The organism is Georgenia sp. Z2081 (assembly GCF_055326445.1).
Map to the genome: position 1 here is coordinate 1 of NZ_JBUZNK010000018.1, position 22,515 is coordinate 22,515.

Consider the following 22,515-nt stretch of genomic DNA (forward strand, 5'->3'; position numbering starts at 1 on the left):
AGCGTGGATCAGCGGGTCTGCTCGATGCGGACGACCCCGAGGCTGTCCGCGCCGTCGCCGTCCCAGTCGCCGAACGCGGCGACGTCGCCGTCGCGCCCGTAGCGGGTCTCGATCACCTCGGCGTCGGAGGCCATCTCGTTCGTCACGAAGAAGTCGGCGCCACGCTGGAGGGCGAGGCTGTCCGCGCCGTCGCCGTCCCAGTCGCCCACGAGGACGAGGTCACCGTCGCGGCCGAGCGAGATCTCGCCGTCCACGCCTGCGCCGGTCGGATCGTTCGTCCAGATGACGTCGGAGCCGCGTCGGATGCCGAACGTGTCCGTGCCGTCGCCGTCGAAGTCGCCCACGAGGAGCGTGTCCCCGTCGGCACCGAAGGCGGCGAGCTCGATCTCGCCCGGGTTCTCGAGGTCGTTGATGATCTGCAGGACGTTGCCGTCACGGACCGCGAACGTGTCCGTGCCGTCGCCGTCGAAGTCGCCCTGGACGATCTCGTCGCCCGGCTCCCCGAGCCGGACGACCTGCTCGGCGGGGCCGGTGCCGAGGGTGTTCGTCAGGTGGATCTCGTTCCCGCGGCGCACGGCGATCGAGTCGGACCCGTCGCCGTCCCAGTCGCCGACGAAGATCTCGTCGCCCTCGACGCCGTAGAGGAAGCTGTGCGCGGCGTCGCCGGCGAGCTCGTCCGAGAGCAGGAAGCGCGGCGTGCCGGGCAGCTGCTCGGGCTCGGGCTCGGGGGCCGGCTCCGGCTCGGTGCGCGCGGCGTCGCGGGAGGCGGCGTCCGCCTCGCGCGCGGCATCGGCGTCCGGGGCCACCTGGTCGTTCTGCGCCTCGGTCTCGTCCTGCGGCTGCGCCTCGGGCTGGGGCGCGGTCTCGGGCTCCGGGGCCGGCTCCGCGGGCGCGGGCTCGGCCGGCGCGGGGGTCGAGCCGCCGGGGCCGCCGCCCGGGTAGGTGGCGAAGTTCTGGGTGGCGAACACGCGTCCGTCCCCCGAGACCGCCACGCCGACGCCGAAGTGCGTGTAGGACCCCGTGAGCAGGATGTTGTTGTGCACCGGCGAGTTGCGCCACTGGCTCATGAAGTAGTCGGCCTGGTGGTCCGGGTAGATGCCCCAGGACAGGATCTCCGAGGTGCCGGTCGATCCGGCGGGCACGGCCGACCGGCCGTAGTCCCCGCGGTGGACCATCGAGCCGATGCTCGCCTGGTGGTTGGACCAGGACTGCGCGACCGAGTCGATGGACCCGGTGCGCGTGAGCTGGGACAGGCCGTTGGCGGCGCGGTAGGCGTTGGTCTGGGCGGCGATCGCGTTGGCGACCTGGTTCTGCCAGCCGGCGTCGGTGCGGATGACGGGGCTGACGGTGCGGACGCCCGAGGGCGCCTCGGCCGCCTGGGCGGTCGTGACGGTCGCGCTCGCGGCGGCGACGGTCAGGAGTGCGGTGGCGACCCGGGGGGCGAGGGTGCGGCGCCGGGCGTGGCGGCCGCGCGGGGGTGCAAACACGTCGGTCGGTTCTCCTTGTTATCGGAATGTTACGAGCCGACGCTAAACCGTGACCTGGCGTGCGGTCGAGGGGCTGTGCCATGTCTCACCGGGCCCTCATCGATGCCTCACCGACCGCTCGTCGATCCCTCGTCGGGCGTCCGTCCGTGCCGGACCCGCGCCGGTAGCCTCATGCCGGTGACCTCACCAGCACCGACGGCCCCGGGGCCGCAGCCGATCACTCGCGGGGCGATCGTGGACAACGCGCCCGTCCTCGTCCTCATCACGGTGGGGGTCGCGCTCGTCGGGGCGTTCGGCGGTCTCTCGGTCGGCGGCGGGTCCGTGGCCTGGACGATCGGCGGGTTCGGGATCGGCCTCGCGCTGACGGCGTTGATCTTCTGGCTCACGCTGCGCCCGTACGTCCGGGTCGACGTCGACCTCGGCGCGGGGACCGTCGCCGCCAAGGGGCGCACCGTGCCGCTGAACGAGATCGACCAGCTGCACATCGGGCCGTCGAGCTTCGGGATGCTCGGCAAGCCCGGTGTCCACATGGCGTTCGGGCGCGGGACCGACGTCGTCGCTCCCGTCTACCTCAAGGGCGCGCCGCTCCGCCGGATCCCTCGGCCCCAGGCGCAACTCCTGGCCGAGGCCATCCACCGCACGTCCGCCACGCCCGCGCCCGACGCCGTCGAGGCCCTCGTGGCCGGCGGGTTCATCGACCGGCCCACCTGGCACGAGGTGCCCGACCCGACCCGGCCCGAGGGCATGGTCCGCTACCTGCTCGTCGGCCCGCTCACCGGGCGGCCCGACCCCGACGGCCTCGCGCGGGTCGCCGGCAACCTCTCGCTCCCGGTCGAGACGCTCGCCACCGCGATCCGCGGCAGCGTGCGCGCCTCCCGCGAGGTGGCGGAGGCGCTCGCCGGGGCAGGCATCCAGGTCGAGCGGCTCCAGGGTCACGACGACGCCGCCTCCGGCGGCAAGGCGCAGGGCGAGGAGACGGTGGACCCCGCCGTGCTGACCGAGCGCGCCCGCGCCGTCACGGTCCTCACCGAGGGGCCGCGTGACCTGACCGGCGTCACGGGTGCGGACTCCACGGCCGCGGTGTACGAGTACGCGGCGCTCGTCAACCCGGCGGGTGCGCGGCAGATGATCGAGCAGCTCGCCGCCGCCCGCCCGGCCGACCGGGAACGGCAGCTCGAGGCCGACCCCGGCCTGCGCCGCGTGTGGGAGCGGCACGCGCAGGCGCACGGGAACGGCACGACCGCAGGGTGACCAGGCCTGGGCCCGCCGGGCGGGTCGGTCCGCTCCGGCCCGCAGCTACCGTGGCCCTCGTGCCAGAACCTCGGTCCCGGGTGACGCCATGAGCCGGTGGTCCGCCCACGGACCCGGCGCGGTCGCCCGCTCCGGTGCGGTCTCGATCCCGCGGCCCGCGCTGTGGGGGTTCGTCTGGCGCTGCCTGCTGTACGCGGCGCCGTTCGCGGTGCTCGGCTACGGCGTCTTCCGGGCGGAGGGGGCCGCGAGGCGCGCGGCCTCGCACGAGATGGCGCTCGTCGCTGTCGGCCTGTGCGTGCTCGTCTTCGCCGCCAGCTACGCGCTCCTCGCCCGGCCGCTCGTGCGGAGGATCAGCTACGACCGCGGTGCCCGGACCGTCACGGTGCGCGGCGAGCACGCCTCGTTCGACGACGTCGCCGACGTCGGCTTCATCGAGTACCGGAGGCGGCGGGGTGTGCGCCCGGACCCGCGGTCGCGCCCGCCGGCCGAGGGCCTCCCGTCGGTCGACACGATGATCTACGTGACCCTGCGGTCCGGCACCCAGGCGGCCCGGCCCTTCCGGATGCGGATGGTCGCGCGGACCATGCCTGAGCCCGACGCGCGGCTCCTGCACGAGCTCGCCACGGCCGTGCGCGCCCCGAGCCTTGCCCAGCTGACGGCGGCGTTCGCCCGGCAGTACGGGTGGGGGCCGCACACCGGAGCGCCTGGATCGGCGGCGCCCGGCTACCGCTGAGCGGACCACCGCCAGGCGCCGGCGCCCACGCTGCGCACGCCGAGCCGGTGGGCGTGGTCGGTCCACGCCGATCCCGCGCCGGAGGGACCGCGCTCGGGACCGTCGGCCTCTCCGCTCCCCGGCGCGCCCTCCGTCCGCGCCAGCGCCCGCGCGGTGGCCAGTCCGGCCAGCAGCGCGGCGAGCTCGTCCTCGTCGGGCGTGCCGGACAGCACCCGCAGCGCCGCGAGGGCCTCGACGTCGGACACCGAAGGGCGCGCCTCGCCGGGACGCTCGTGTGCGGCGACCAGCTCGTCGTCCCCCTCTGGGCCGGTCCAGTCCCGCGCGTCGCCGAGGTTCGTCACAGCGGGATGTTCCCGTGCTTCTTCGCCGGACCGGACGCCCGCTTCGTCCGCAGCGCACGCAGCGCGCGGACCACCTGGGAGCGCGTCTCGTGCGGGGCGATGACCGCGTCGACGTCGCCGCGCTGCGCGGCCTCCCACGGGTTGATGAGCGCGTCCTCGTACTCGCCGGTCAGGCGCGCCCGCTCCGCCTCGACGTCGCCGCCCTCCTCGTCGACCTTCCGCAGCGCGGAGCGATGGAGGATGTTGACCGCGCCGCCGGCGCCCATGACCGCGATCTGCGCCGTCGGCCAGGCGAGGTTGATGTCGGCCCCGAGCTGCTTGGAGCCCATGACGATGTAGGCACCCCCGTAGGCCTTGCGCGTGATGACCGTGACGAGCGGGACCGTCGCCTCGGCGTAGGCGTAGATGAGCTTGGCGCCGCGCCGGATGATGCCCTGCCACTCCTGGTCGGTGCCCGGGAGGAACCCGGGGACGTCGACGAACGTGAGGATGGGGACGTTGAACGCGTCGCACGTGCGCAGGAACCGGGCGGCCTTCTCCGCGGCGTCGATGTCCAGCGTGCCGGCCATCGAGCTCGGCTGGTTGGCGATGATCCCCACCGGGCGGCCCTCGACGTGGCCGAACGCGGTGATGATGTTGGGCGCGAACGCCGCGGAGACCTCGAGCGACTCGCCGTAGTCGACGACGTGCTCGATCACCGTGTGCATGTCGTAGGGCTGGTTGTCCGAGTCGGGCACGAGGTCGTCGAGCTCGTGGTCGATCGCAACGATCTCCGCGGAGTCCTCGCCGTCCGCCGGCGGCCAGGTCGGCGGCTCGGAGAGGTTGTTGCTCGGGAGGAAGGAGAGCAGGGCGCGGACGTAGTCGATCGCGTCGTCCTCGTCGCTGGCCGCGTAGTGCGCCACGCCGGAGCGGGTGGAGTGCGTCGAGGCCCCGCCGAGCTCCTCGAACCCGACGTCCTCGCCCGTGACCGAGCGGATGACGTCCGGACCGGTGATGAACATGTTCGACGTGCCCTCGGCCATGACGATGAAGTCCGTCAGCGCGGGGGAGTACACGGCGCCGCCGGCGCTCGGGCCGAGGATGAGCGAGATCTGGGGGATGACGCCGGAGGCCGCGACGTTGCGGCGGAAGATCTCCGCGAACTGGGTGAGCGCCGCGACGCCCTCCTGGATGCGTGCACCGCCGCCGTCGGAGATCCCGATGATCGGTACTCCGGTGCGCAGCGCGAGGTCCATGACCTTGGCGATCTTCTGGCCGTGCACCTCACCGAGGGAGCCGCCGAGGACGGTGAAGTCCTGGCTGTAGACGCAGACCTGCCGGCCGTCGATCGTGCCGTGGCCGGTGATCACGCCGTCGCCCGCCACCCGCTTCTTGTCCAGCCCGAACGCGGTGGACCGCAGGGTCGTGAACGCGTCGAGCTCCGTGAAGCTGCCGACGTCGAGCAGCGCCTCGATGCGCTCGCGCGCGCTGCGCTTGCCGCGGGCTGACTGCTTGGCCGCGCCGGCCTCCGTCACGGTGTCGATCTCCTCGGCACGGCGGCGTGCGAGGTCGTCGATCTTGGCCCGGGTGCCGGCGGTGTCGGGTCTGGCGTCGCTCACCCGTGGCAGCCTAGATGCTTGCGGGGCAGGCCTCGACGAGGTGCGTCGTCCGGAGCGGTCCGGGCAGCGTCCCGAGCCGTCTCCAGCCTGGTGCCTCCGCACCGCCTCGACGCCGCCCGGAGCGATCTGGACGCCGACTCGCGAGTTCTCGTGGTGGCGCAGCCGCGCGCGGGGCGCGACACGTGGTTGGCTTCGCCCATGAGCCCCTTCAGCCGCGTCGTCGAGCTTCCCTCGACCGGCTCGACCAACGCCGACGCCCTTGCGCTGGCGGACACCGACCCGGACGAGTGGCCGCACCTGTCGGTGCTCGTCGCCCAGCGCCAGACCGCCGGGCGCGGGAGGGCCGGTCGCGAGTGGCTGACCGGCACGGGGGCCGGCGACGCGCTGACCGCCTCGGTGGTCCTGCGCGTGGACCTGCCGCCGGTACGGACCACCTGGATCCCGCTCGTGGTCGCGCTCGCCGTACGCCGGGCGCTCACCGACCTCGGGGCGCCGGCGGCGACCAAGTGGCCGAACGACGTCGTGCTCCTCGGCGCCGGGACCGAGCCCCTCGACGGCTGGGGCCGCAGTCGCAAGGTGGCCGGCATCCTCGTCGAGGTCAGTCCGCGCACCCGCGCGATCGTCGTCGGGATCGGCATCAACGTCGCCCCCGGCAGCGCCCCGGTCGCGTGGGGGGCCGGCCTGGGCGACGTCGGCATCGACGTCACGCCCGCCCAGGTGCTCGAGGCCCTCGGGGCCCATCTGCCGGGCCTCGTGGACCGGCTCGTCGCCGCCGGTGGGGACGCCGACGCGGCCGCCCTCGCGGAGGAGGTCGCCGAGGGGACGGTCACTCTCGGCAAGCGAGTGCGCGTGACCCTGCCCGACGACACCGAGATCGTCGGCACCGCCGGCCGGCTCGACCCGACCGGCGCGCTCGTCGTGATCGACCGCTCGGGCGTGGAGCACGTGCTCGTCACGGGCGACGTCACGCACCTGAGGTTCGTCCAGACCGAACCGGCGGTGCCCGCGGGGGACGGCACGGCCGGGGACGGGACCGTCCTCGACGACGAGACCCGCCTGTCCGGCTGATGCCCCGCTCCCGTCCCGCACCCGCCCCGGCGAGCGGCGGCCCGCGGGGCCGGAGCGCCACCCGGGACGAGAGTCCCACCCACGGACCGCCCTCACCCACTACCATCGCTCTGTGATGCAGCACACGCCGGAGGGTCGACCTGCCGTCGGCCCTGTCGACGGTGGGTGCCGCGCGCGCCCCGGGCAGGGCGCGGACACCGTCCCCGACGTGCCTCCCGAACCGGATGCCGACGTCGCGACCGCCGTCGCGGGCGTCGACGCCGGGACCGTCGACGAACGGGTCCGCGCGCTCGTCGGCTCCGACGCCGTCTACACGATCCGCGAGCTCGCCGAGCGGGCCGGCACGTCGGTCGAGCTCGCCCACACGTTCTGGCGCGCCATGGGGTTCCCCAACGTGGGGGAGAACCACGTGGTCTTCACGGACTCCGACGTCTCGGCCCTGCGCTCGATGGCCAGCCAGCTCGACGAGGGACGCATCGACATGTCGACCGCGATCTCGCTGCTGCGCGCGCAGTCCCACACGACCGACCGCCTCGTCCTGTGGCAGACCGAGGCGCTCGTGGAGGGCCTCTCGAGGCAGCTCGGTATCGACGACACGAGCGCCCGGCGCCTGTTCCTCGACCGCGTCGGCGGCCACACAGAGGTGCTGGAGAAGCAGCTGACCTATGCCTGGCGACGTCAGCTGGCCGCGCTCCTGCGCCGCACCGAGGCCGAGGTCGCCACCCGTGAGCCGACCGCCGACCTCGGCCCCGGTGGTGCCGACCGCTACCCGCTCACGCGCGCGCTGGGATTCGTCGACATGGTCGCGTACACGCGCCGGTCGACCGAGCTCGGCTCCGCGGCGCTCGCGGACCTCGTGCAGACCTTCGAGTACACGTCCCGGGACGTCATCACCTCCGCGGGCGCCCGCATCGTCAAGACGATCGGCGACGCCGTGCTGTACGTCGCCGACGACCTCGTGCTCGCCGCCGAGGTGTGCGTCGACCTCATCGCCGCACTCACCGCCAAGGAGCGGATGCTGCCCGTGCGGGCCTCGCTCGTGTGGGGCGAGGTCGTCTCCCGGTTCGGGGACATCTTCGGGCCCAGCGTCAACCTCGCCTCGCGCCTCGTCGATGTCGCCCCCGCGGGCTCCGTCCTCATGGACTCCGCCACCGCCGACGAGCTCTCCGCGCGGGACCGCGTCGGCACGTTCCGGATGGTGCCGCTGCCCGCCGCCGGGCTGGAGGGGATCGGCCAGGTCTCGCCCGTCGAGCTCGTCCGCGCCGCTCCCTGACCGGCGCCCGGGGCACGTCGGCGCCGTCGCCGCGACCTCGTGCGACCCCTCGTGACCCGTCGACTTGACCAAACGTTGACGATTGCGCCTACGATGTCGATGTGACTGACGTGCTGCTCGTCGAGGACGACCCTGCGATCGCCGAACCGCTCGCCCGCGCCCTCGGCCGGGAGGGCTACGAGGTCCGCTCCCACACCACCGGTGGGGCGGCCCTGGAGGACGTGGGGCAGGGCGCCGACCTCGTCGTCCTCGACCTCGGGCTGCCGGACATGGACGGCCTCGACGTCGCCCGTGCCATCCGCTCGCGCGGGCTGACCGTGCCGATCCTCGTGCTCACCGCCCGGGCCGACGAGGTCGACCTCGTCGTCGGGCTCGACGCAGGGGCCGACGACTACGTCACCAAGCCCTTCCGCCTCGCCGAGCTCCTCGCCCGGGTGCGGGCGCTCCTTCGCCGTGCCGGCGGGGACATCACCGAGGAGGACGAGCTGGTCGCGCAGGACGTCCGCGTCGACGTCGCCGCCCACCGCGCCTTCCGCGGGACCCGTGAGATGCACCTGACCGCCAAGGAGTTCGAGCTCCTGCGCGTCCTGGTGCGCGACGCCGGGTCGGTCGTCACGCGCGAGGCGATCATGCAGGAGGTCTGGGGGACCGACCCCACGGGGTCCACCAAGACCCTCGACATGCACGTCTCCTGGTTGCGCCGCAAGCTCGGCGACTCGGCCGACCAGCCGCGGTACATCACCACGGTCCGCGCCATCGGCTTCCGGTTCGAGACATCCGGAGGGTGATGTGCGCCGCCGCGCGATCCGCATGATCGTCGTGGCGGTGACGGTGGCCGTCGTGGTCGTCGGCGCGCCGCTGGCGGTCTTCGGGGGGGCGATGATCTGGGGCGACCAGCGCGCGACCCTCGACCTGCGCAACTCCTCGCTGTCGCGGTCGGTCGAGCGCCGGATCGCCACGGACGAGGGTCTCGACGACGACATGCTCATCGCCTGGGTGGGCGGCGACAGCAACATCGAGGCGAACATCGTCGTGCGCAGCCCCGACGGCGAGGTCCATCGTGCGGGGCCGGACATCGAGGGTGACGTCATGCGGTCGGTGAACCGGACCCCGTCGGGCGCCGAGGTGATCATGGAGATCGCGATCGCCCACGTGTGGTTCCGGGTCCTGCAGGTCGTCGGCATCATCGCGGTCACGTCGATGATGGCGCTGGGCATCGCCGTCGCGATCGGCTCCCGGCTCGCCCGCCGCCTGTCCGCGCCGCTCATCTACCTGGCCGCCTCCGCCGAGCAGATCGGCTCGGGCCAGGTGCGTCCACGCATCCAGGTCTCCGGCATCGAGGAGATCGACCTCGTGTCCGCCGAGCTCGTGCGCACCTCCGACCGCATGGCGGGCCGCCTCGCCGCCGAGCGCCAGTTCGCCGCGGACGCCTCCCACCAGCTGCGCACGCCGCTGACCGCGCTGTCCATGCGCCTCGAGGAGATCGAGATGACCTCCGATCAGGAGGAGGTCCGCGAGGAGGCGCGCCGGTCGCTCGAGCAGGTCGAACGGCTCACCGGGGTCGTCGACGACCTCCTGAGGACGTCGCGCTCGGCGGGCGGCGGTTCGACCGAGGTCGTCAACCTCGACGAGATCTTCGCCCAGCAGGACGAGGAGTGGCACCAGACGTTCGTGGCCGCCGACCGCGAGCTCACCTTCTCCGACGACGCCGACACGCCGGTCCTCGTCACGCCCGGCTCCCTGTCCCAGGTGCTCGCCACTCTCATCGAGAACTCGCTGAAGTACGGGGCGGGGACGACGACGATCACCACCCGCTCGGCGTCAGGCGCCAAGGGTGTGTTCATCGACGTCGCGGACCAGGGCGAGGGGGTCTCCGACGAGCTGGCCCCCGAGATCTTCACCAAGCACGTCTCGGGCGGCGCCGGCACGGGCCTCGGGCTGGCGCTCGCGCGCGAGCTCGTCGCGGCCGACGGCGGACGGCTCGAGCTCACGCAGCGTCGCCCGCCGATCTTCCGGGTGTTCGTGCACGCGGTGCCGCGTGAGCTCACGCCGGAGGCCGTCCTCCCGCAGGGCGCGCTCGTCTCGGTCGGGCGCCGGCGGGGCAGGCGGTGACCGTCCCCGCGTCGGCGGCGCGCCGGCGCGGCCCGTCGCGCGCGGCGGTCACGACGGCGATGGTCGCCACGGTGGTCCTGGCTGTCGTCACGCTCGTCCACCTGGTCGCCCAGCTGACCGGCCCGGCGATCCTGCGGGAGGTCACCCAGCCGCTCATCCTGCCGCCCCTGCTGCTCGCCGTCCTTGCGCTGACCCCGGCGCCGCGGTCGCGCACGACCTCCTGGGCGCTCGCCGCTCTCGCCCTGTCCTGGGGCGGCGACCTCGTGCCCCGGTTCCTGGAGGTCGGGGGCTTCGAGGCGATGCTCGTCCTGTTCCTCCTGGCGCACGTGTGCTGGCTGATCGCGCTGTGGCCGCGGCGCCGGAGCACGCCCGTGTGGAGCTCGCCCGCGCTCGTGCTCCCGTTCCTCGGGTACGGGGTCGTGCTCGTCATCCTGTGCGCGCAGGGCGCCGGCAGCCTCCTGCCGGCCGTCGTGGCCTACGCGGCGGCGATCATCGGTACGGCGCTGCTGGCCCCGGCGCTCGGGGCGGCCGCCGCCGTCGGTGCGCTCGTCTACATCGTCTCCGACTCGCTGCTGGCCCTGCGCACGTTCGCCGGACTAGATCTCCCGGGCCACGGCATGTGGGTGATGCTCACCTACGTCGCCGCGCAGGTGCTGCTCGCCGCGGGGGTCGTGCGCGTCCAGGGGCGGGAGAGGGCCGGCCGCTGAGGCGACCGCCTCGTCGTCAGGGGAGGTCGCGTGGGGAGAGTCCTCGGCCGTGTGGTCCTCGGTGAAGACCACGTACCGGTAGCAGACGTACCGGAACGCGGTGCCGAGGACGAGGCCGACCCCGTTGGCGGAGATGTTGTCCGCGAGCGGAGAGGTCAGCCCCAGCACGTAGTGGGAGAACGCCAGGCAACCCACGGCCACGAGCATCCCGCCGATGTTGACCAGCACGAACATCAGCGCCTCGCGGTGGGCGGCCGATCGGCGCTTCTCCCGGAACGTCCACAGGCGGTTGCCGATCCACGCCACGACGATCGACACCGCCACCGAGATGACCTTCGCCGTCAGCGGCTGGTCGTACATGAGCTCGCCGGGGCCGAAGCGCAGCAGGTTGAACAGCCCGACGTCGACGACGAACGCCGACAGGCCCACGGTGCAGAACCGCAGCAGCTCGATCCACCACTGGCGCCAGGTCTGGCCGCGCAGGAGCAGGTCGATGAGGCGTCGCACCGGACAACCCTAGGTCGAGCGGGCCGGCCCGGTGGGGGCGGGGTGGGGGAGTTCGCACCGTCTAGGGTTGATCCTCGTGACCCGACGGACCGTGGCCGTGATCGGTGGTGGGCAGCTCGCCCGCATGATGGCGCCGGCGGCGCTCGCCCTCGACGTGCACCTACGGGTCCTCGTCGAGTCGGCCGACGCGCCTACGGCGCAGGTGGTGCCGGACTCGGTCGTCGGCCGGGCCGACGATCTCGAGGCGGTGCGGCGACTCGTCGAGGGAACGGACGTCCTCACGTTTGAGCACGAGCACGTGCCCGCCGAGGTGCTGGACGCGGTCGCCGCCTCGGGCGTGCCGGTCCGGCCCGGTCCCTCCGCGCTGCTGCACGCGCAGGACAAGATCGCCATGCGCGAGCGGCTCGGTGAGCTCGGCGTCCCGTGCCCCTGGTGGACGACCGCCGCGGACGCCGGTGAGGTCGCCGCCGCGATCGCCGAGGCCGGAGGACCGGTCGTCGTCAAGACCGCCCGCGGGGGCTACGACGGCAAGGGTGTGCGGGTCGTCGCCACCCCCGACGAGGTCGCGGACTGGCTCGACGACCTCGCGCCCGGCGGGCGGCTCCTCGTCGAGGAGAAGGTGCCGTTCGTCCGCGAGCTCGCGGCGCTGACTGCGCGCCGGCCGGGTGGCGACACGCCCGGCGGGTCCGGTGGGCCCGGTGGGGCGCCCGGCGAGGTGCGCAGCTGGCCGGTGGTCGAGACGCGGCAGCGCGGCGGGGTGTGCGCCGAGGTCCTCGCCCCCGCCCCCGGGCTGCCCGCGGAGCTTGCGGAGCAGGGCCGTGCCATCGCCGAGCGCGTCGCGACCGGCCTCGGCGTGACCGGGGTCCTCGCCGTCGAGCTGTTCGTGGCACCGGCCGAGGGCGGCGGCGAGCGGCTGCTCGTCAACGAGCTCGCCATGCGCCCCCACAACTCGGGGCACTGGACGATCGACGGCGCCGTGACCAGCCAGTTCGAGCAGCACCTGCGGGCGGTCCTCGACCTTCCCCTGGGCGATCCGTCGGCGCTCGCCCCCGCCGCGGTCATGGTCAACCTGCTCGGCGCCGAGCGGCCCGACCCGGCCGCCGCGTACCCGGCGGTGCTGGCCGGGCACCCGCGCGCGAAGGTGCACCTCTACGGCAAGGAGGTGCGCCCCGGCCGCAAGCTCGGGCACGTCACCGAGGTCGGCGAGCGGCACGGGGCACTGATCGTGTCCGCCCGTGCCGCCGTCGACCTGCTCCACCGCGGCTGAGCCGGCGCAGGCGGCCACGCAGTGGTCGGGACGCGCCGCCGGTGCCGGCCGCGGTGGGAGGATGGCCGCGGGCCGGAGCCGCCGGCCCTCACGGGACCGGGGAGTGAGCATGGTCGAGGTCGGGATCGTCATGGGGTCGGACTCGGACTGGCGCGTGATGTCCGCCGCGGCGGTCGCGCTCGACGAGCTCGGCGTGAGCCACGAGGTCGACGTCGTCTCCGCGCACCGCATGCCGGACGAGATGATCGAGTACGGGCGCACCGCGGCCCGGCGCGGGCTGCGCGTGATCGTGGCCGGCGCGGGCGGGGCCGCGCACCTGCCCGGGATGCTCGCCGCCGTCACGCCGCTGCCGGTGATCGGGGTCCCCGTGCCGCTGGCTCACCTCGACGGCATGGACTCCCTGCTGTCGATCGTCCAGATGCCGGCGGGCGTGCCCGTCGCGACGGTCTCGATCGGCGGGGCCCGTAACGCCGGCCTGCTCGCCGCCCGGATCCTCGGGGCCGGCGAGGGCGCGCGCGCCGAGGAGCTCCGCGAACGGATGGTCGATCTCCAGGCCGACCTCGCCGAGTCCGCCCGTGCCAGGGGAGCGCGGCTGCGGGCCTCGCTGACGTCCGACCAGGATGACGACTGACCGCATGACGTCGGTGATCGACCTCCACGGCCGAGGCGCCCACCGCCTGCGGTCGACCGCTCAGGAACGGCCGTATGCGACGAACCCCGCCAGCTGCGTCCCGTCGTCGGTCCAGACCTGGGTCGTCACCTGGATGTCGGCACCCTCGGCCACCTCGAAGCCGAGCACGTAGGTGTACTCCTCGCCCGGAAGGATCTCCTCGGACGGCGAGCACCCGAAGGGGTCGGGACCGCACACGAGCCCGACGCCGGTACCGGCGTCGTCCGGGTAGCCGACCTGCACGTTGATCCCTCCCTCGGGGATCTGGACGTCGGAGTCGTTGGTGACGGTGACCTCGATCTGGGTGCCTTCCCGTGGCTCGTCGCTCGTGGGCGACTCCGGGTGCGTCGGTGCGCGCTGACCGACCTCGACCCGCAGGGTGACGCCGGACGGGTGGTCGACCTGCTCGGACAGCGCGCCCTCGGCAAGCTCCTGGTCCCCGGTCCCGACAGACGGACCGTCGGTCGGGTCGTCGGGGGGCCCGGACGTCGGCGTCGCGGTCGTCGTCGGTGCCTCCGTCGCCGGGTCGCCACCGGTATCGTCCTCGCCGTCGCAGCCCGCGGCCAGCAGCGCCACGATCGCGGCCGCCCCCAGCATGCCTCGTCGCACGTCCATCCCCGGCACGATCCTCGCCCCCCGGGGGCGGGATCAAGGGGAAATCTTCCTGCGCGGCCCGGCCGAGGGCCGGGGCCGCCGCCCGCGTCCCTACGCCTGCGGGCCCGCGGCGAGGTCGTTCCTGGCCTCCTCGGTGCCGTTGACGGCCTGCTCGACGAGCGGGTGGTCGGGGGGCACGAGCCGGTCGAGGTCCGCCGTCAGCGCCCCGAACTGCTCGAGCGCCCGGGCGGGATCGACCTCGAGGGTCGCCCACGCCTCGCGATGGCGCGCGTCGAGCGTGGACAGGTGCTCCGGGCCGACGTCGGGCCGCCCGGTGCGCAGCGCGACGAGCTCGGCGAACACCTGGCGGGCCTCCTCGAACCTGCCCTTGGCAGCGAGCAGGTCGGCGCTGCGGGCGGTCGCGACGTCCGCGAGCTCGAGGTCGTCGGGGCGGTAGCGGCGGGCGTCCCGGCCGAGGAACATGTTCGCGTCGAGCGCCTCGTCCAGGCGACCGGCCTCGACGAGCGCCGTCACGTGCCGGGCGCCGGCCCGCAGCGCGGTGCCCGACGTCGGACCGTCGAGCGCGGCGACGACCTCCGCGCGGCGGGCGTACGCGTCCACGGCGCCCTCGGGGTCCTCCGCGCGCGTGCGGGCCTCGGCGAGGATGAGCAGCGCGTCGGGCAGCAGCTGCCGCTCGGCAGGGGTGTCGGCCCGGGCCACGAGCGCCACGGCGTCGTCGACCCCGGCGCCGTCGGCCGCGGCCCGGCGCAGGTCGTCGGCCAGGGGGGCCTCCGCACCCTGGCCGGTGGCAGCCGCGCCCGCCCTCGTGTCCTCCGCGTCGGCGGGCGCGGCCCCGGCGGCGGCTGCCGGGGGTGCACCCACGCCGCTCCTCGCACGTTCGTCGTCGGCCCGCTGGTCGTCGATCGGTTCCTGCGAACTGGCGTCCGGTCCGCCGACCTGCGCGAGCTCGTGCTCGAGGGACGGCGTCTCGTGGCTGCGGCCCGAGGCCTCGAGCGCGGCGATGAGGGACGTGATGAGCCCGGCGCGGGTCTCGGCGTCCTCGGGCCCCAGCTCGCGGGCGAGGACGACGCCCGGGCCGAGGACGTCGACGGCCTCGTAGTGCCGGCCGAGCCGCCCGAGCGCACCACCGAGCTCGCCGCGTACGAGCAGCACGTCGGGGTCGCCGGGGCCGTAGGCGGACTCGGCCCAGCCGAGGACGTCGCCCAGCGCGGTGACGGCTCCGGCGTGGTCGCCGGCGTCGAGCAGGTGCCCGGCGCGGTCGACCTCCTCGCTCAGGCGGGCGTCGTCATCGGGGGTGGGATGCCCGGGGGTGGGACCCTCGTGCGGGTCGGTGCTCATCTCAGTCCTTCCTCGCGCGAGCTGCGCGTCGCGCACCCCTGACGCTAGCCGCCCGCGGGGTCCGTCTGCTCCTGGTCGGACGGGCTGATCGTCCCCTCCCGCACGGACTCCAACCACGCGGGCAGCGCGTCGGCATCGAGCAGCACGGTCGCCCCCAGGCCGCCGGCGCGGTAGGCGGGGTCGGCGACGGGCGGTGCGCCGACGAACCCGCCGCCCGAGGCGCTGCGGAACGCCAGCGCCATCCGGCCCAGGTCGACGATGCCGGTCTCCTCGTCCGTGACGAGCACGTCGGTGCCCGTGCGGGCGAGCGAGACGTGCCTGCGCGGGTCGAGCAGGGTACCGGGGGTGGCCACGGAGTCGGCGATGGCGCCGATCACCTGGCGCTGGCGCATGCCGCGGCCGATGTCCCCGGTGGGGTCGGAGTAGCGCATCCGGGCGAAGGCGAGGGCGGTCTCGCCGTCGGAGACGTGGCAGCCCGCCTGCCAGCTGAGGCCGGAGAAGTCGTCCTCGACGTCGTAGTCGAGGCACAGCTCGACCCCGCCGACGGAGTCGACGATCTCCGACAGCCCGGACATGCCGATCTCGACGTAGTGGTCGACGGTGAGCTCCATGAGGCCCTCGACGGTCTCCACGAGCAGCTCCGGGCCCCCGAGCGAGTAGGCGGCGTTGAGCTTGTTGTCGCCGTGGCCGGGGATCTCGACGAGGGTGTCGCGCGGCAGCGAGATCAGCGAGGGCGTGCCCGACTCGGGATCGTGCAGCACGAGGATCGAGTCCGAGCGGGAGCCCTCCACACCGTCGTCGATCGCCCCGCCGCGGGAGTCGGTGCCCGCGAGGAGGTAGGTGGTGCCGGTGGAGTCCCCGGCTCCCGAGAGCGCGGCCGTGTGCGAGATGCGGCCGTCCGCCCAGATGGCGAGGCCCACCGGCCAGGCGATCACCAGGACCAGGAGGAGGACGAGGACGAGCGCGACGACGCGGCCCGGCCGGCGGCGACGCCGGCCGGGCCGCGGCGGGCGGCCCGGCGGGGGTGGCGGAGGCGCCTGTCCCGGATCGTCGGGGTACCGGGGCGGTGCCTCGCCCGGACCGGGGCGGCGTGGGTCGGTCGCACCGTGGAAGGCCGGCCGGTACGACGGTGGTGCGTAGGCCGGCGGCGGTGCCGAGGGACGCCCGGGCGCCTCGCGCCCGGCGGTGGGCACGGCGCGGGTGGCGCCGATCTCGTCGCGCGCGGGGATGCCTGCGCGGTCGCTGGGGGCGCGGCGCGGCGAGCCCGTCGGGGCGGGCCGGGGGCGTCCACGGTCGAACCGATCGGCCGTGGGCTGGCGCGGGGGAGCGGGCGGGCGCCCGGCGCCGTCGACCTGCCGGGTCCCCTCCGGCTGCTCGCGGTCCGGGCGTGCCGAGCGACGCTTGTTCTTGGGCGCGAACGACGGAGGCAGGTCGTTGTCGTTCATCGTGTCCCCCCGGTCGTCCGTCCAGCGAGAGGCACCGTACGCGCGGGGAGGCCCGGAACCGTGGCACCACCCCGAGGGAGGCGGGTCGCGGTCAGCGTGTGCACGGGGGCAGGGGGGCAGCTTCCGGCTCGTCGGTCGGCGCGGGCGGCGCCGCGTCGTCGGGCGTGCCGAGGCCGTCGGACTCGTCGGTGGGAACCTCCGGGGAGGCCTCGGCCCGGGCCGCGTCGCGGGCCTCCTGGGCGATCTCGCCGCCGGTGCCGATCGCCGTGCCGGTGTCCTCGGGCGCCGCGCCGTCGGACGCCCCCTCGGACGCCGCCTCGCCGGAGGCCGACTCCTCGGCCCCGCCGCCGAGCTCGGGGTCCGCCGCCACGGTGGCGCCCGTGACGGGCTCGTCCTCGCGCAGGGCGGCCCAGACGTCCTCGGCCTCCTCGGTCGGCGTCACGCGGTAGCCCGCGGGCTCCCAGGGCATCGTGAGGAACCCGATGTTCTCGCCCTCGAGGCTGCGCAGCGACACGGCGAGCCCGGCGAGGTTCCGGATGCTGCCGAACTCCGAGGAGGTGGTGAGCGTCTGGGTGCCGGCGTCGAGCACCGAGTACAGGCGCGGCAGGTCGAACAGCACGCGGCTCGACAGGACGTCGCGGGCGATGGCGCTCACGAGCTGCTGCTGACGGCCGATGCGGGAGATGTCGGAGCCGTCGCCGAGCGTCTGGCGGGCGCGCGCGTACCCGAGCGCCTCGTCGCCGTCGAGGATCTGGCAGCCCTGCTCGAGCTCGAGCCCGGCGGCCGGGTCGGCGATCTCCTCGTCGACGTACATCGGCACCCCGTCCAGCGCCTCGACGACGCCGATGAACCCGGCGAAGTCGACCACCATGTAGTCGTCGATGCGGACGTCCGTCAGCTCCTCGACGGTGGCGATCGTGCAGGCGGCGGCCGCGCTGACGTCACCGTGCTGGCCGCCGGTGTGGAAGGCGGAGTTGAAGATGGCCTGCTCGGCCGGCTCGGTCTCGGTGCCGTCCTCGAGCGTGCAGGAGGGGATGTCGACCAGGGTGTCGCGCGGGATCGAGACGACGTCGACCCGTTCGCGGTCCGAGGAGATGTGCAGGATCATCGTGGTGTCCGAGCGCATGCCCTCGACGTCGGCCTCGCCGCCCTGAGCGGCGTTGTCCCCCTCGCGGGTGTCGGACCCCATGACGAGGATGTTCATCGCCTGGCCGGCGTTGGGGTCGTCCGGGTCCTCGTGGACGGTCGGGCGCTCGTCGTCGTCGAGCAGGTGGTCGACGTCCTCGGTGGTGATGTTGCCCTGGAGGTCGTTGTACATCGCGGCGACGGCCCCGATGCCCACCGCGACGACGGCCGCCGCGGCGCCCGCGATGATCGGTCCACGGCGGCGCCTGGCCCGCGCGGGGGCAGGCTTGCGGTGCCGGGGTCGGTAGGGCTCGTCGCGCGGCAGCTCCGGATCCGCCGCGCCGTCCTGAGCGTCGGTCGGCATCGCGATCACGATACGGGCAGGCGGCCCCGGCGTGGGCCTTCGTTCACGGCACGGCGGCGGGTAGTTCTGTCCCGCCGCAGGTTCACGGTCCGCGCTGTGGCCGGTGTCTCGGCGCGGCCGCTACCCGGCGTCGCCGTCCGCGCCCGGCCGGCGCGCGTCGTCGGGACCGGCACCCGCGCCAGGTCCTGCCACGGGACCGGGAGGGGAGTCGCCCCGGGCGGCCCGCCGTGCGTCGTCGTCGGCCTCCCGGATGGCGAGCCTGCGGGCGAGGATCGTCGTCTGCCGGTCGCGGCGCGCGTGCCCGCGGGCGGTGACCACGACGTACCCGAAGAACATGACGACCAGCACGTACAGCACCAGGTCCGTGCCACGACCGACCCCCACGAACCTGGCCGCCTGCGAGACCCAGGACGGGAACAGGACGGAGAGGGCGGCGAGCACCATGAAGCCGAGCAGCCCGAGCCGGCGGATCGCCTGGTGGCGCGAGCCCGCCGTCGAGCGGGTGAGCAGCACCGTGAACGCGACGACGGCGACCAGCAGCAGGATCTGGATGAGGCGGGTGTCCCCGGAGACGGGCATCAGCGGATCACCAGCTCCCAGAGGATGTTGACGGAGTTGAGCAACGACTGTCCTTTGGCCTTGGAGTAGTCGGTGTAGACGATCTCGATCGGGTGCTCCGCCCACGGCAGGCCGGTGCGACCGAGCGCGAGGACGATCTCGGTGGCGTGCGCCATCCGGTTCTGCCTGAGGTCGATGCGCCGTGCGGCGTCGCGGCGGATGACGCGCAGTCCGTTGTGGGCGTCGGTCAGGCGCATCCCGGTGGACTGGTTCGTCACCCAGACCGCGGTCTTGAGGACGATGCGCTTGAGGAGCCCGGGCTTGGTCCGGTCGTCGAGGAAGCGCGAGCCGAAGACGACGGCCAGGTCCTCGGCGCGCGCCCGCTCGACCATCTGTACGGCGTCGACGACGCGGTGCTGCCCGTCGGCGTCGAACGTGACGAGGTAGCTCGCGTCCGTGCGGGTGACGACGTACTCGATGCCCGTCTGCAGCGCGGCGCCCTGGCCCAGGTTGAACGGGTGGGTGACGACGACGGCGCCCGCCGCGGCGGCCGCGGACCCGGAGCCGTCCGTCGAGGCGTCGTCGACGCACACGATGTGCGGGAACGTCTCGCGCGCCTCCGACACGACGCGGCCGATGACGGACGCCTCGTTGTAGACGGGGATGACGAGCCAGGCGTCGTCCACGGGTGGCACCATGGGCATGGGCCGCATTGTCGCAGGCTCGTGGACGACAGCAGGGCAGCGTGCCGTGCGCGGGCCGGTCGCGGGAGCGGTCGGTGCGGGCGGTGCGCGGCCCGGGGAGCGAAGGGCAGCGCATGACCGCACGGATCGTGGACTCCGCCGACGTGGCGACCACCGCCCGCATCGGCGACGGCAGCTCCGTCTGGCACCTCGCGCAGGTGCGAGAGGACGCCGTGCTGGGGGAGGGGTGCGTCGTCGGGCGCGGTGCCTACATCGGCACCGGCGTGGAGATGGGACGGCACTGCAAGGTCCAGAACTACGCGCTCGTCTACGAGCCCGCGCGGCTCGCCGACGGCGTGTTCGTCGGCCCCGCCGCCGTGCTCACCAACGACACCTACCCCCGCGCGATCAACCCGGACGGCTCGCTGAAGTCCGCCTCCGACTGGGAGGCCGTGGGCGTGACCATCGAGGAGGGCGCCGCGATCGGTGCCCGCGCGGTGTGCGTGGCACCCGTGACGGTCGGCGCCTGGGCCACCGTGGCGGCCGGCGCGGTCGTGACCAAGGACGTCGCCCCGTACGCGCTCGTGGCCGGCGTACCTGCCAAGCAGATCGGTTGGGTAGGACGTTCGGGCGCCAGGCTGGTGCCGGACGGGGAACAATGGCGCTGCCCGATCAGTGGGCAGCGGTACGCCCTGACCGACGGCGTGCTGACCGAGACGGAGGAGAACGCGTGAACGACGAGCTGCCCATGATCCCGCCGGCGAGGCCCATCATCGGCGACGACGAGCGGGCGGCGGTCGACCGCGTGCTCGCCGGCGGCATGATCGCCCAGGGGCCAGAGGTCAAGGCCTTCGAGGAGGAATTCGCCTCCGTGCTGGCGCAGGGGCGCGAGGCGGTGGCCGTGAACTCGGGGACGTCGGCCCTGCACATGGGCCTGGTCGCGGCCGGGATCGGCGAGGGCGACGAGGTCATCGTCCCGTCCTTCACGTTCGCGGCGACGGGAAACTCGGTGGCCCTGACCGGCGCCACGCCGGTGTTCGCCGACATCGAGCCGGACCACTTCTGCCTCGACCCGGAGTCCGTGCGGGCCTCGGTGACCGAGCGCACCCGCGGCATCATGCCCGTCCACCTCTACGGGCACCCCGCGAACATGGACGCGCTCCAGGCCATCGCCGACGAGTTCGACCTGCAGATCTTCGAGGACGCCGCGCAGGCCCACGCCGCCACGCTCGGCGGGCGCCAGGTCGGCACCTTCGGGGCGTTCGCCGCGTTCTCGCTCTACCCCACCAAGAACATGACCTCCGCCGAGGGCGGCATGGTGACGACGGGGGACGAGACCCTCGCGCGCCGGGTGCGCCTCCTGCGCAACCAGGGCATGGAGAAGCAGTACGCCAACGAGGTCATCGGTTTCAACACCCGCATGACCGACGTGCACGCCGCGATCGGGCGGGTCCAGCTCGGCCGGGTGCTCGGCTGGACGGAGCAGCGGCGCGCGAACGCGGCGTTCCTCGACGCGAACCTGTCCGGCGTGGTGGTGCCCCCCGTCGCCGACGGTGCGGAGCACGTCTACCACCAGTACACGGTTCGGGTACCCGTCGAGGGCGACGGCGGCGCCGAGCGCGACCGCATCGTCACCGCGCTGCGCGAGGAGTACCGGGTGGGCAGCGGCGTGTACTACCCGATCCCCAACCACCGCCTCGAGTCGCTGGCCGTGTTCGCGCCGGACCTCGAGCTGCCCGAGACGGAGCGCGCCGCGCAGCAGGTGATCTCCCTGCCGGTGCACCCCTCGCTCGAGCAGGGTGACCTCGACCGGATCGTCGCCGCCGTGGCGGCCGTGACGACGGCGGGGGCGTGATCGCGATGGCTGAGGACTTTGCTTCCGGCGCGCCGCTGCGGGTGGGGCTCATCGGGCTCGGCTCGATGGGGCGCCACCACGCCCGCGTGATCCGCGAGACCGAGGGCATGGACCTCGTGGCCGTGGCCGACCCGGGCGGGGACCGCTTCGGGGTCGCCGGAACGCTCGAGGTGGGGTCCGACGTCGAGTGGTTGATCGACGCCGGCATCGAGGCCGCGATGGTGGCCGTGCCGACGGTGTACCACGAGGAGGTCGGGCTGCGGCTGGCCGAGGCCGGCGTGCACACGATGGTCGAGAAGCCGATCGCGCACGACGTGGCCGCCGGCCGGCGCGTGGCGCAGGCCTTCGAGGAGGCCGGGCTGACCGGTGCGGTGGGGTACGTCGAGCGCTGCAACCCGGCGATCGTCGCCCTGCGGGACAAGCTGGCCGAGGGCTTCCTGGGGGAGATCTACCAGATCCAGACCTTCCGGCAGGGGCCGTTCCCGGCGCGCATCTCGGACGTCGGTGTGGTCAAGGACCTCGCGACGCACGACGTCGACCTGGCCGCGTTCGTGGCCGGCTCGCCGTACAGCTCGATCTACGCACGCACGACGCACCGGTCGGGCCGCGAGTTCGAGGACATGGTCGTGGCGACGGGGCAGCTGGCCGACGGCACGATGGTCGGCCACACCGTCAACTGGCTCTCGCCGTTCAAGGAGCGGCGCACAGTGGTCACCGGGGAGCGTGGGGCCCTCGTGGCCGACACGCTCAACATCGACCTCTCGTTCTACGCCAACGGCACCATCCCGACCGAGTGGGACGCCGTCGCGGCCTTCCGCGGGGTCTCCGAGGGCGACATCACGACCTACGCGATCCCCAAGCGCGAGCCGCTGCGGGTGGAGCAGGAGCGGTTCCGGGACGCCGTGCGCGGCGTGTCTGACGAGGTGGTGTCGATGGCCGAGGGCGTGCACACGCTCGAGGTGGTCGAGGCGATCCTGTCCGCTGCCGCCGACGGTCAGGCCGTCCAGCTGTAAGGGGCCGGGCGTGCCGCGCCGAGCTCTGAGCCGACCCGCTTCGCCGAGCTGGACCTGGATCCGCCGAGCTGGACCGTGCTGAGGTCAGTCTCGGTGGGGAACAGTCGAGCTCGGCGAGGTGGGTCAGCGAGCTGGACCGGGCGCTGTCGAGCTGGACCGTGCTCCCTCTGTGTCAGCCTGGTGTGAGACACAGGGGGTGGGGACTGGAGACGTTCATGAAGAACGGGTATCGCGGGCCGCGTCGGCACACGATCCAGGACCGGATCGACATCGTGGCCGAGTACGAGAACGCTGACTTCGGGCGGCGCGTCGAGGTACTGCGTCGGCACGACATCGCTCACTCGACGTTGTTGCGATGGCGTGACCAGCGTAATGCTGGGGCGTGTCAGATGGTTTGTGTAAGGGGTGGGGTCAGCGTTCGAAGGAGAACATGCTGTGACCATGACCAAGGAGAGTCCGGAGCGTGCGGAACGCAGACGGCGGCAGAAGGAGATCGCGGACGGTC

The 22,515-nt window shown here is 73.9% G+C and carries 22 protein-coding genes; 12 read left to right on the top strand and 10 right to left on the bottom strand.

The window, feature by feature from the left end; all coding sequences use genetic code 11:
* Window positions 1–8 precede the first annotated feature (8 nt).
* The gene (locus ACZLKG_RS16165) at window positions 9–1,487 is read right to left on the bottom strand and encodes a CAP domain-containing protein (protein WP_463648577.1); all 1,479 of its coding nucleotides are present in this window, start codon (window positions 1,485–1,487) and stop codon (window positions 9–11) included.
* Between the two features lie 177 nt (window positions 1,488–1,664).
* Here ACZLKG_RS16165 and ACZLKG_RS16170 point away from each other — a divergent pair, with 177 nt between their 5' ends.
* Both ACZLKG_RS16170 and ACZLKG_RS16175 read left to right on the top strand, forming a co-directional pair.
* Window positions 1,665–2,738 carry a hypothetical protein gene (locus ACZLKG_RS16170; protein WP_425709280.1) on the top strand — a complete coding sequence of 358 codons (1,074 nt, stop codon included), beginning with the start codon at window positions 1,665–1,667 and terminating at the stop codon, window positions 2,736–2,738.
* 88 nt (window positions 2,739–2,826) lie between these two features.
* Window positions 2,827–3,471 carry a hypothetical protein gene (locus ACZLKG_RS16175; protein WP_425709279.1) on the top strand — a complete coding sequence of 215 codons (645 nt, stop codon included), beginning with the start codon at window positions 2,827–2,829 and terminating at the stop codon, window positions 3,469–3,471.
* Here ACZLKG_RS16175 and ACZLKG_RS16180 read toward each other — a convergent pair.
* Window positions 3,462–3,812 carry an acyl-CoA carboxylase epsilon subunit gene (locus ACZLKG_RS16180; protein WP_425709278.1) on the bottom strand — a complete coding sequence of 117 codons (351 nt, stop codon included), beginning with the start codon at window positions 3,810–3,812 and terminating at the stop codon, window positions 3,462–3,464. The genes ACZLKG_RS16175 and ACZLKG_RS16180 overlap by 10 nt on opposite strands.
* On the bottom strand, window positions 3,809–5,410 hold the full coding sequence (locus ACZLKG_RS16185; RefSeq protein ID WP_425709277.1) for an acyl-CoA carboxylase subunit beta: 1,602 nt from the start codon (window positions 5,408–5,410) through the stop codon (window positions 3,809–3,811). The genes ACZLKG_RS16180 and ACZLKG_RS16185 overlap by 4 nt, the downstream gene beginning before the upstream one ends.
* 198 nt (window positions 5,411–5,608) lie before the next feature.
* On the opposite strand from ACZLKG_RS16185, the gene ACZLKG_RS16190 reads away from it, so the two are divergent.
* The 5 genes from ACZLKG_RS16190 to ACZLKG_RS16210 all read left to right on the top strand — a co-directional run bounded on the left by ACZLKG_RS16190 (window position 5,609) and on the right by ACZLKG_RS16210 (window position 10,570).
* Complete coding sequence (locus ACZLKG_RS16190) at window positions 5,609–6,478, top strand: biotin--[acetyl-CoA-carboxylase] ligase (protein ID WP_425709276.1); 870 nt, start codon at window positions 5,609–5,611, stop codon at window positions 6,476–6,478.
* Window positions 6,479–6,686: 208 nt separating this feature from the next.
* On the top strand, window positions 6,687–7,751 hold the full coding sequence (locus tag ACZLKG_RS16195) for an adenylate/guanylate cyclase domain-containing protein (RefSeq protein ID WP_463649313.1): 1,065 nt from the start codon (window positions 6,687–6,689) through the stop codon (window positions 7,749–7,751).
* Between the two features lie 101 nt (window positions 7,752–7,852).
* Window positions 7,853–8,539: a response regulator transcription factor gene (locus ACZLKG_RS16200; protein WP_425709274.1), complete on the top strand. Its 687-nt coding sequence runs from the start codon at window positions 7,853–7,855 to the stop codon at window positions 8,537–8,539.
* 1 nt (window position 8,540) lies between these two features.
* Window positions 8,541–9,863, top strand: coding sequence for a sensor histidine kinase (locus tag ACZLKG_RS16205; protein ID WP_463649314.1), 1,323 nt, complete (start codon window positions 8,541–8,543; stop codon window positions 9,861–9,863).
* A complete protein-coding gene (locus tag ACZLKG_RS16210) occupies window positions 9,860–10,570 on the top strand; it encodes a lysoplasmalogenase family protein (RefSeq protein WP_463649315.1) in 711 nt (236 codons plus the stop codon). Before ACZLKG_RS16205 ends, ACZLKG_RS16210 begins: the two co-directional genes overlap by 4 nt.
* On the opposite strand, the gene ACZLKG_RS16215 is transcribed toward ACZLKG_RS16210, so the two are convergent.
* Window positions 10,460–11,077 (bottom strand): GtrA family protein, encoded by a 618-nt coding sequence (locus ACZLKG_RS16215; protein ID WP_463649316.1) that lies wholly within the window; start codon window positions 11,075–11,077, stop codon window positions 10,460–10,462. The genes ACZLKG_RS16210 and ACZLKG_RS16215 overlap by 111 nt on opposite strands.
* A gap of 76 nt (window positions 11,078–11,153) precedes the next feature.
* Here ACZLKG_RS16215 and ACZLKG_RS16220 point away from each other — a divergent pair, with 76 nt between their 5' ends.
* Entirely contained in the window at window positions 11,154–12,344 is a 1,191-nt protein-coding gene (locus tag ACZLKG_RS16220) for a 5-(carboxyamino)imidazole ribonucleotide synthase (RefSeq protein ID WP_463649317.1), read from the top strand.
* A gap of 109 nt (window positions 12,345–12,453) precedes the next feature.
* Window positions 12,454–12,975 carry a 5-(carboxyamino)imidazole ribonucleotide mutase gene (gene purE, locus ACZLKG_RS16225; RefSeq protein WP_463649318.1) on the top strand — a complete coding sequence of 174 codons (522 nt, stop codon included), beginning with the start codon at window positions 12,454–12,456 and terminating at the stop codon, window positions 12,973–12,975.
* A gap of 60 nt (window positions 12,976–13,035) precedes the next feature.
* Here purE and ACZLKG_RS16230 read toward each other — a convergent pair whose 3' ends face one another.
* From ACZLKG_RS16230 to ACZLKG_RS16255, 6 genes are all read right to left on the bottom strand, one after another.
* Entirely contained in the window at window positions 13,036–13,629 is a 594-nt protein-coding gene (locus ACZLKG_RS16230; RefSeq protein WP_463649319.1) for a hypothetical protein, read from the bottom strand.
* 90 nt (window positions 13,630–13,719) lie between these two features.
* Window positions 13,720–14,967, bottom strand: coding sequence for a hypothetical protein (locus tag ACZLKG_RS16235; protein ID WP_463649320.1), 1,248 nt, complete (start codon window positions 14,965–14,967; stop codon window positions 13,720–13,722).
* A 44-nt stretch (window positions 14,968–15,011) separates the two neighbouring features.
* Window positions 15,012–16,412, bottom strand: a complete 1,401-nt coding sequence (locus ACZLKG_RS16240) for an LCP family glycopolymer transferase (protein ID WP_463649321.1) — start codon at window positions 16,410–16,412, stop codon at window positions 15,012–15,014.
* 91 nt (window positions 16,413–16,503) lie between these two features.
* Window positions 16,504–17,901 carry an LCP family protein gene (locus ACZLKG_RS16245; protein ID WP_463649322.1) on the bottom strand — a complete coding sequence of 466 codons (1,398 nt, stop codon included), beginning with the start codon at window positions 17,899–17,901 and terminating at the stop codon, window positions 16,504–16,506.
* Between the two features lie 120 nt (window positions 17,902–18,021).
* Window positions 18,022–18,480: a DUF2304 family protein gene (locus ACZLKG_RS16250; protein ID WP_463649323.1), complete on the bottom strand. Its 459-nt coding sequence runs from the start codon at window positions 18,478–18,480 to the stop codon at window positions 18,022–18,024.
* Window positions 18,480–19,163: a glycosyltransferase family 2 protein gene (locus tag ACZLKG_RS16255; protein ID WP_463649324.1), complete on the bottom strand. Its 684-nt coding sequence runs from the start codon at window positions 19,161–19,163 to the stop codon at window positions 18,480–18,482. The genes ACZLKG_RS16250 and ACZLKG_RS16255 overlap by 1 nt, the downstream gene beginning before the upstream one ends.
* A 113-nt stretch (window positions 19,164–19,276) precedes the next feature.
* Between ACZLKG_RS16255 and ACZLKG_RS16260 the strand changes: the two genes are divergently transcribed.
* Genes ACZLKG_RS16260 through ACZLKG_RS16270 form a run of 3 tightly spaced genes read left to right on the top strand, consistent with a single transcriptional unit; the run spans window position 19,277 to window position 22,010 of the window.
* Window positions 19,277–19,876 (top strand): acyltransferase, encoded by a 600-nt coding sequence (locus tag ACZLKG_RS16260; protein WP_463649325.1) that lies wholly within the window; start codon window positions 19,277–19,279, stop codon window positions 19,874–19,876.
* Window positions 19,877–19,890: 14 nt separating this feature from the next.
* Window positions 19,891–20,997 carry a DegT/DnrJ/EryC1/StrS family aminotransferase gene (locus tag ACZLKG_RS16265; RefSeq protein ID WP_463649326.1) on the top strand — a complete coding sequence of 369 codons (1,107 nt, stop codon included), beginning with the start codon at window positions 19,891–19,893 and terminating at the stop codon, window positions 20,995–20,997.
* Window positions 20,998–21,002: 5 nt separating this feature from the next.
* Window positions 21,003–22,010: a Gfo/Idh/MocA family protein gene (locus ACZLKG_RS16270; RefSeq protein WP_463649327.1), complete on the top strand. Its 1,008-nt coding sequence runs from the start codon at window positions 21,003–21,005 to the stop codon at window positions 22,008–22,010.
* Window positions 22,011–22,515: the final 505 nt, after the last annotated feature.

Bases quoted from the DNA above. Each gene is read 5' to 3' on its own strand.
- ACZLKG_RS16175 (WP_425709279.1), top strand. From the start codon at position 2,827: ATGAGCCGGTGGTCCGCCCACGGACCCGGCGCGGTCGCCCGCTCCGGT.
- ACZLKG_RS16190 (WP_425709276.1), top strand. From the start codon at position 5,609: ATGAGCCCCTTCAGCCGCGTCGTCGAGCTTCCCTCGACCGGCTCGACC.
- purE (WP_463649318.1), top strand. From the start codon at position 12,454: ATGGTCGAGGTCGGGATCGTCATGGGGTCGGACTCGGACTGGCGCGTG.
- ACZLKG_RS16230 (WP_463649319.1), bottom strand. From the start codon at position 13,629: ATGGACGTGCGACGAGGCATGCTGGGGGCGGCCGCGATCGTGGCGCTG.
- ACZLKG_RS16235 (WP_463649320.1), bottom strand. From the start codon at position 14,967: ATGAGCACCGACCCGCACGAGGGTCCCACCCCCGGGCATCCCACCCCC.
- ACZLKG_RS16240 (WP_463649321.1), bottom strand. From the start codon at position 16,412: ATGAACGACAACGACCTGCCTCCGTCGTTCGCGCCCAAGAACAAGCGT.
- ACZLKG_RS16245 (WP_463649322.1), bottom strand. From the start codon at position 17,901: ATGCCGACCGACGCTCAGGACGGCGCGGCGGATCCGGAGCTGCCGCGC.
- ACZLKG_RS16250 (WP_463649323.1), bottom strand. From the start codon at position 18,480: ATGCCCGTCTCCGGGGACACCCGCCTCATCCAGATCCTGCTGCTGGTC.
- ACZLKG_RS16255 (WP_463649324.1), bottom strand. From the start codon at position 19,163: ATGCCCATGGTGCCACCCGTGGACGACGCCTGGCTCGTCATCCCCGTC.
- ACZLKG_RS16260 (WP_463649325.1), top strand. From the start codon at position 19,277: ATGACCGCACGGATCGTGGACTCCGCCGACGTGGCGACCACCGCCCGC.
- ACZLKG_RS16265 (WP_463649326.1), top strand. From the start codon at position 19,891: ATGATCCCGCCGGCGAGGCCCATCATCGGCGACGACGAGCGGGCGGCG.
- ACZLKG_RS16270 (WP_463649327.1), top strand. From the start codon at position 21,003: ATGGCTGAGGACTTTGCTTCCGGCGCGCCGCTGCGGGTGGGGCTCATC.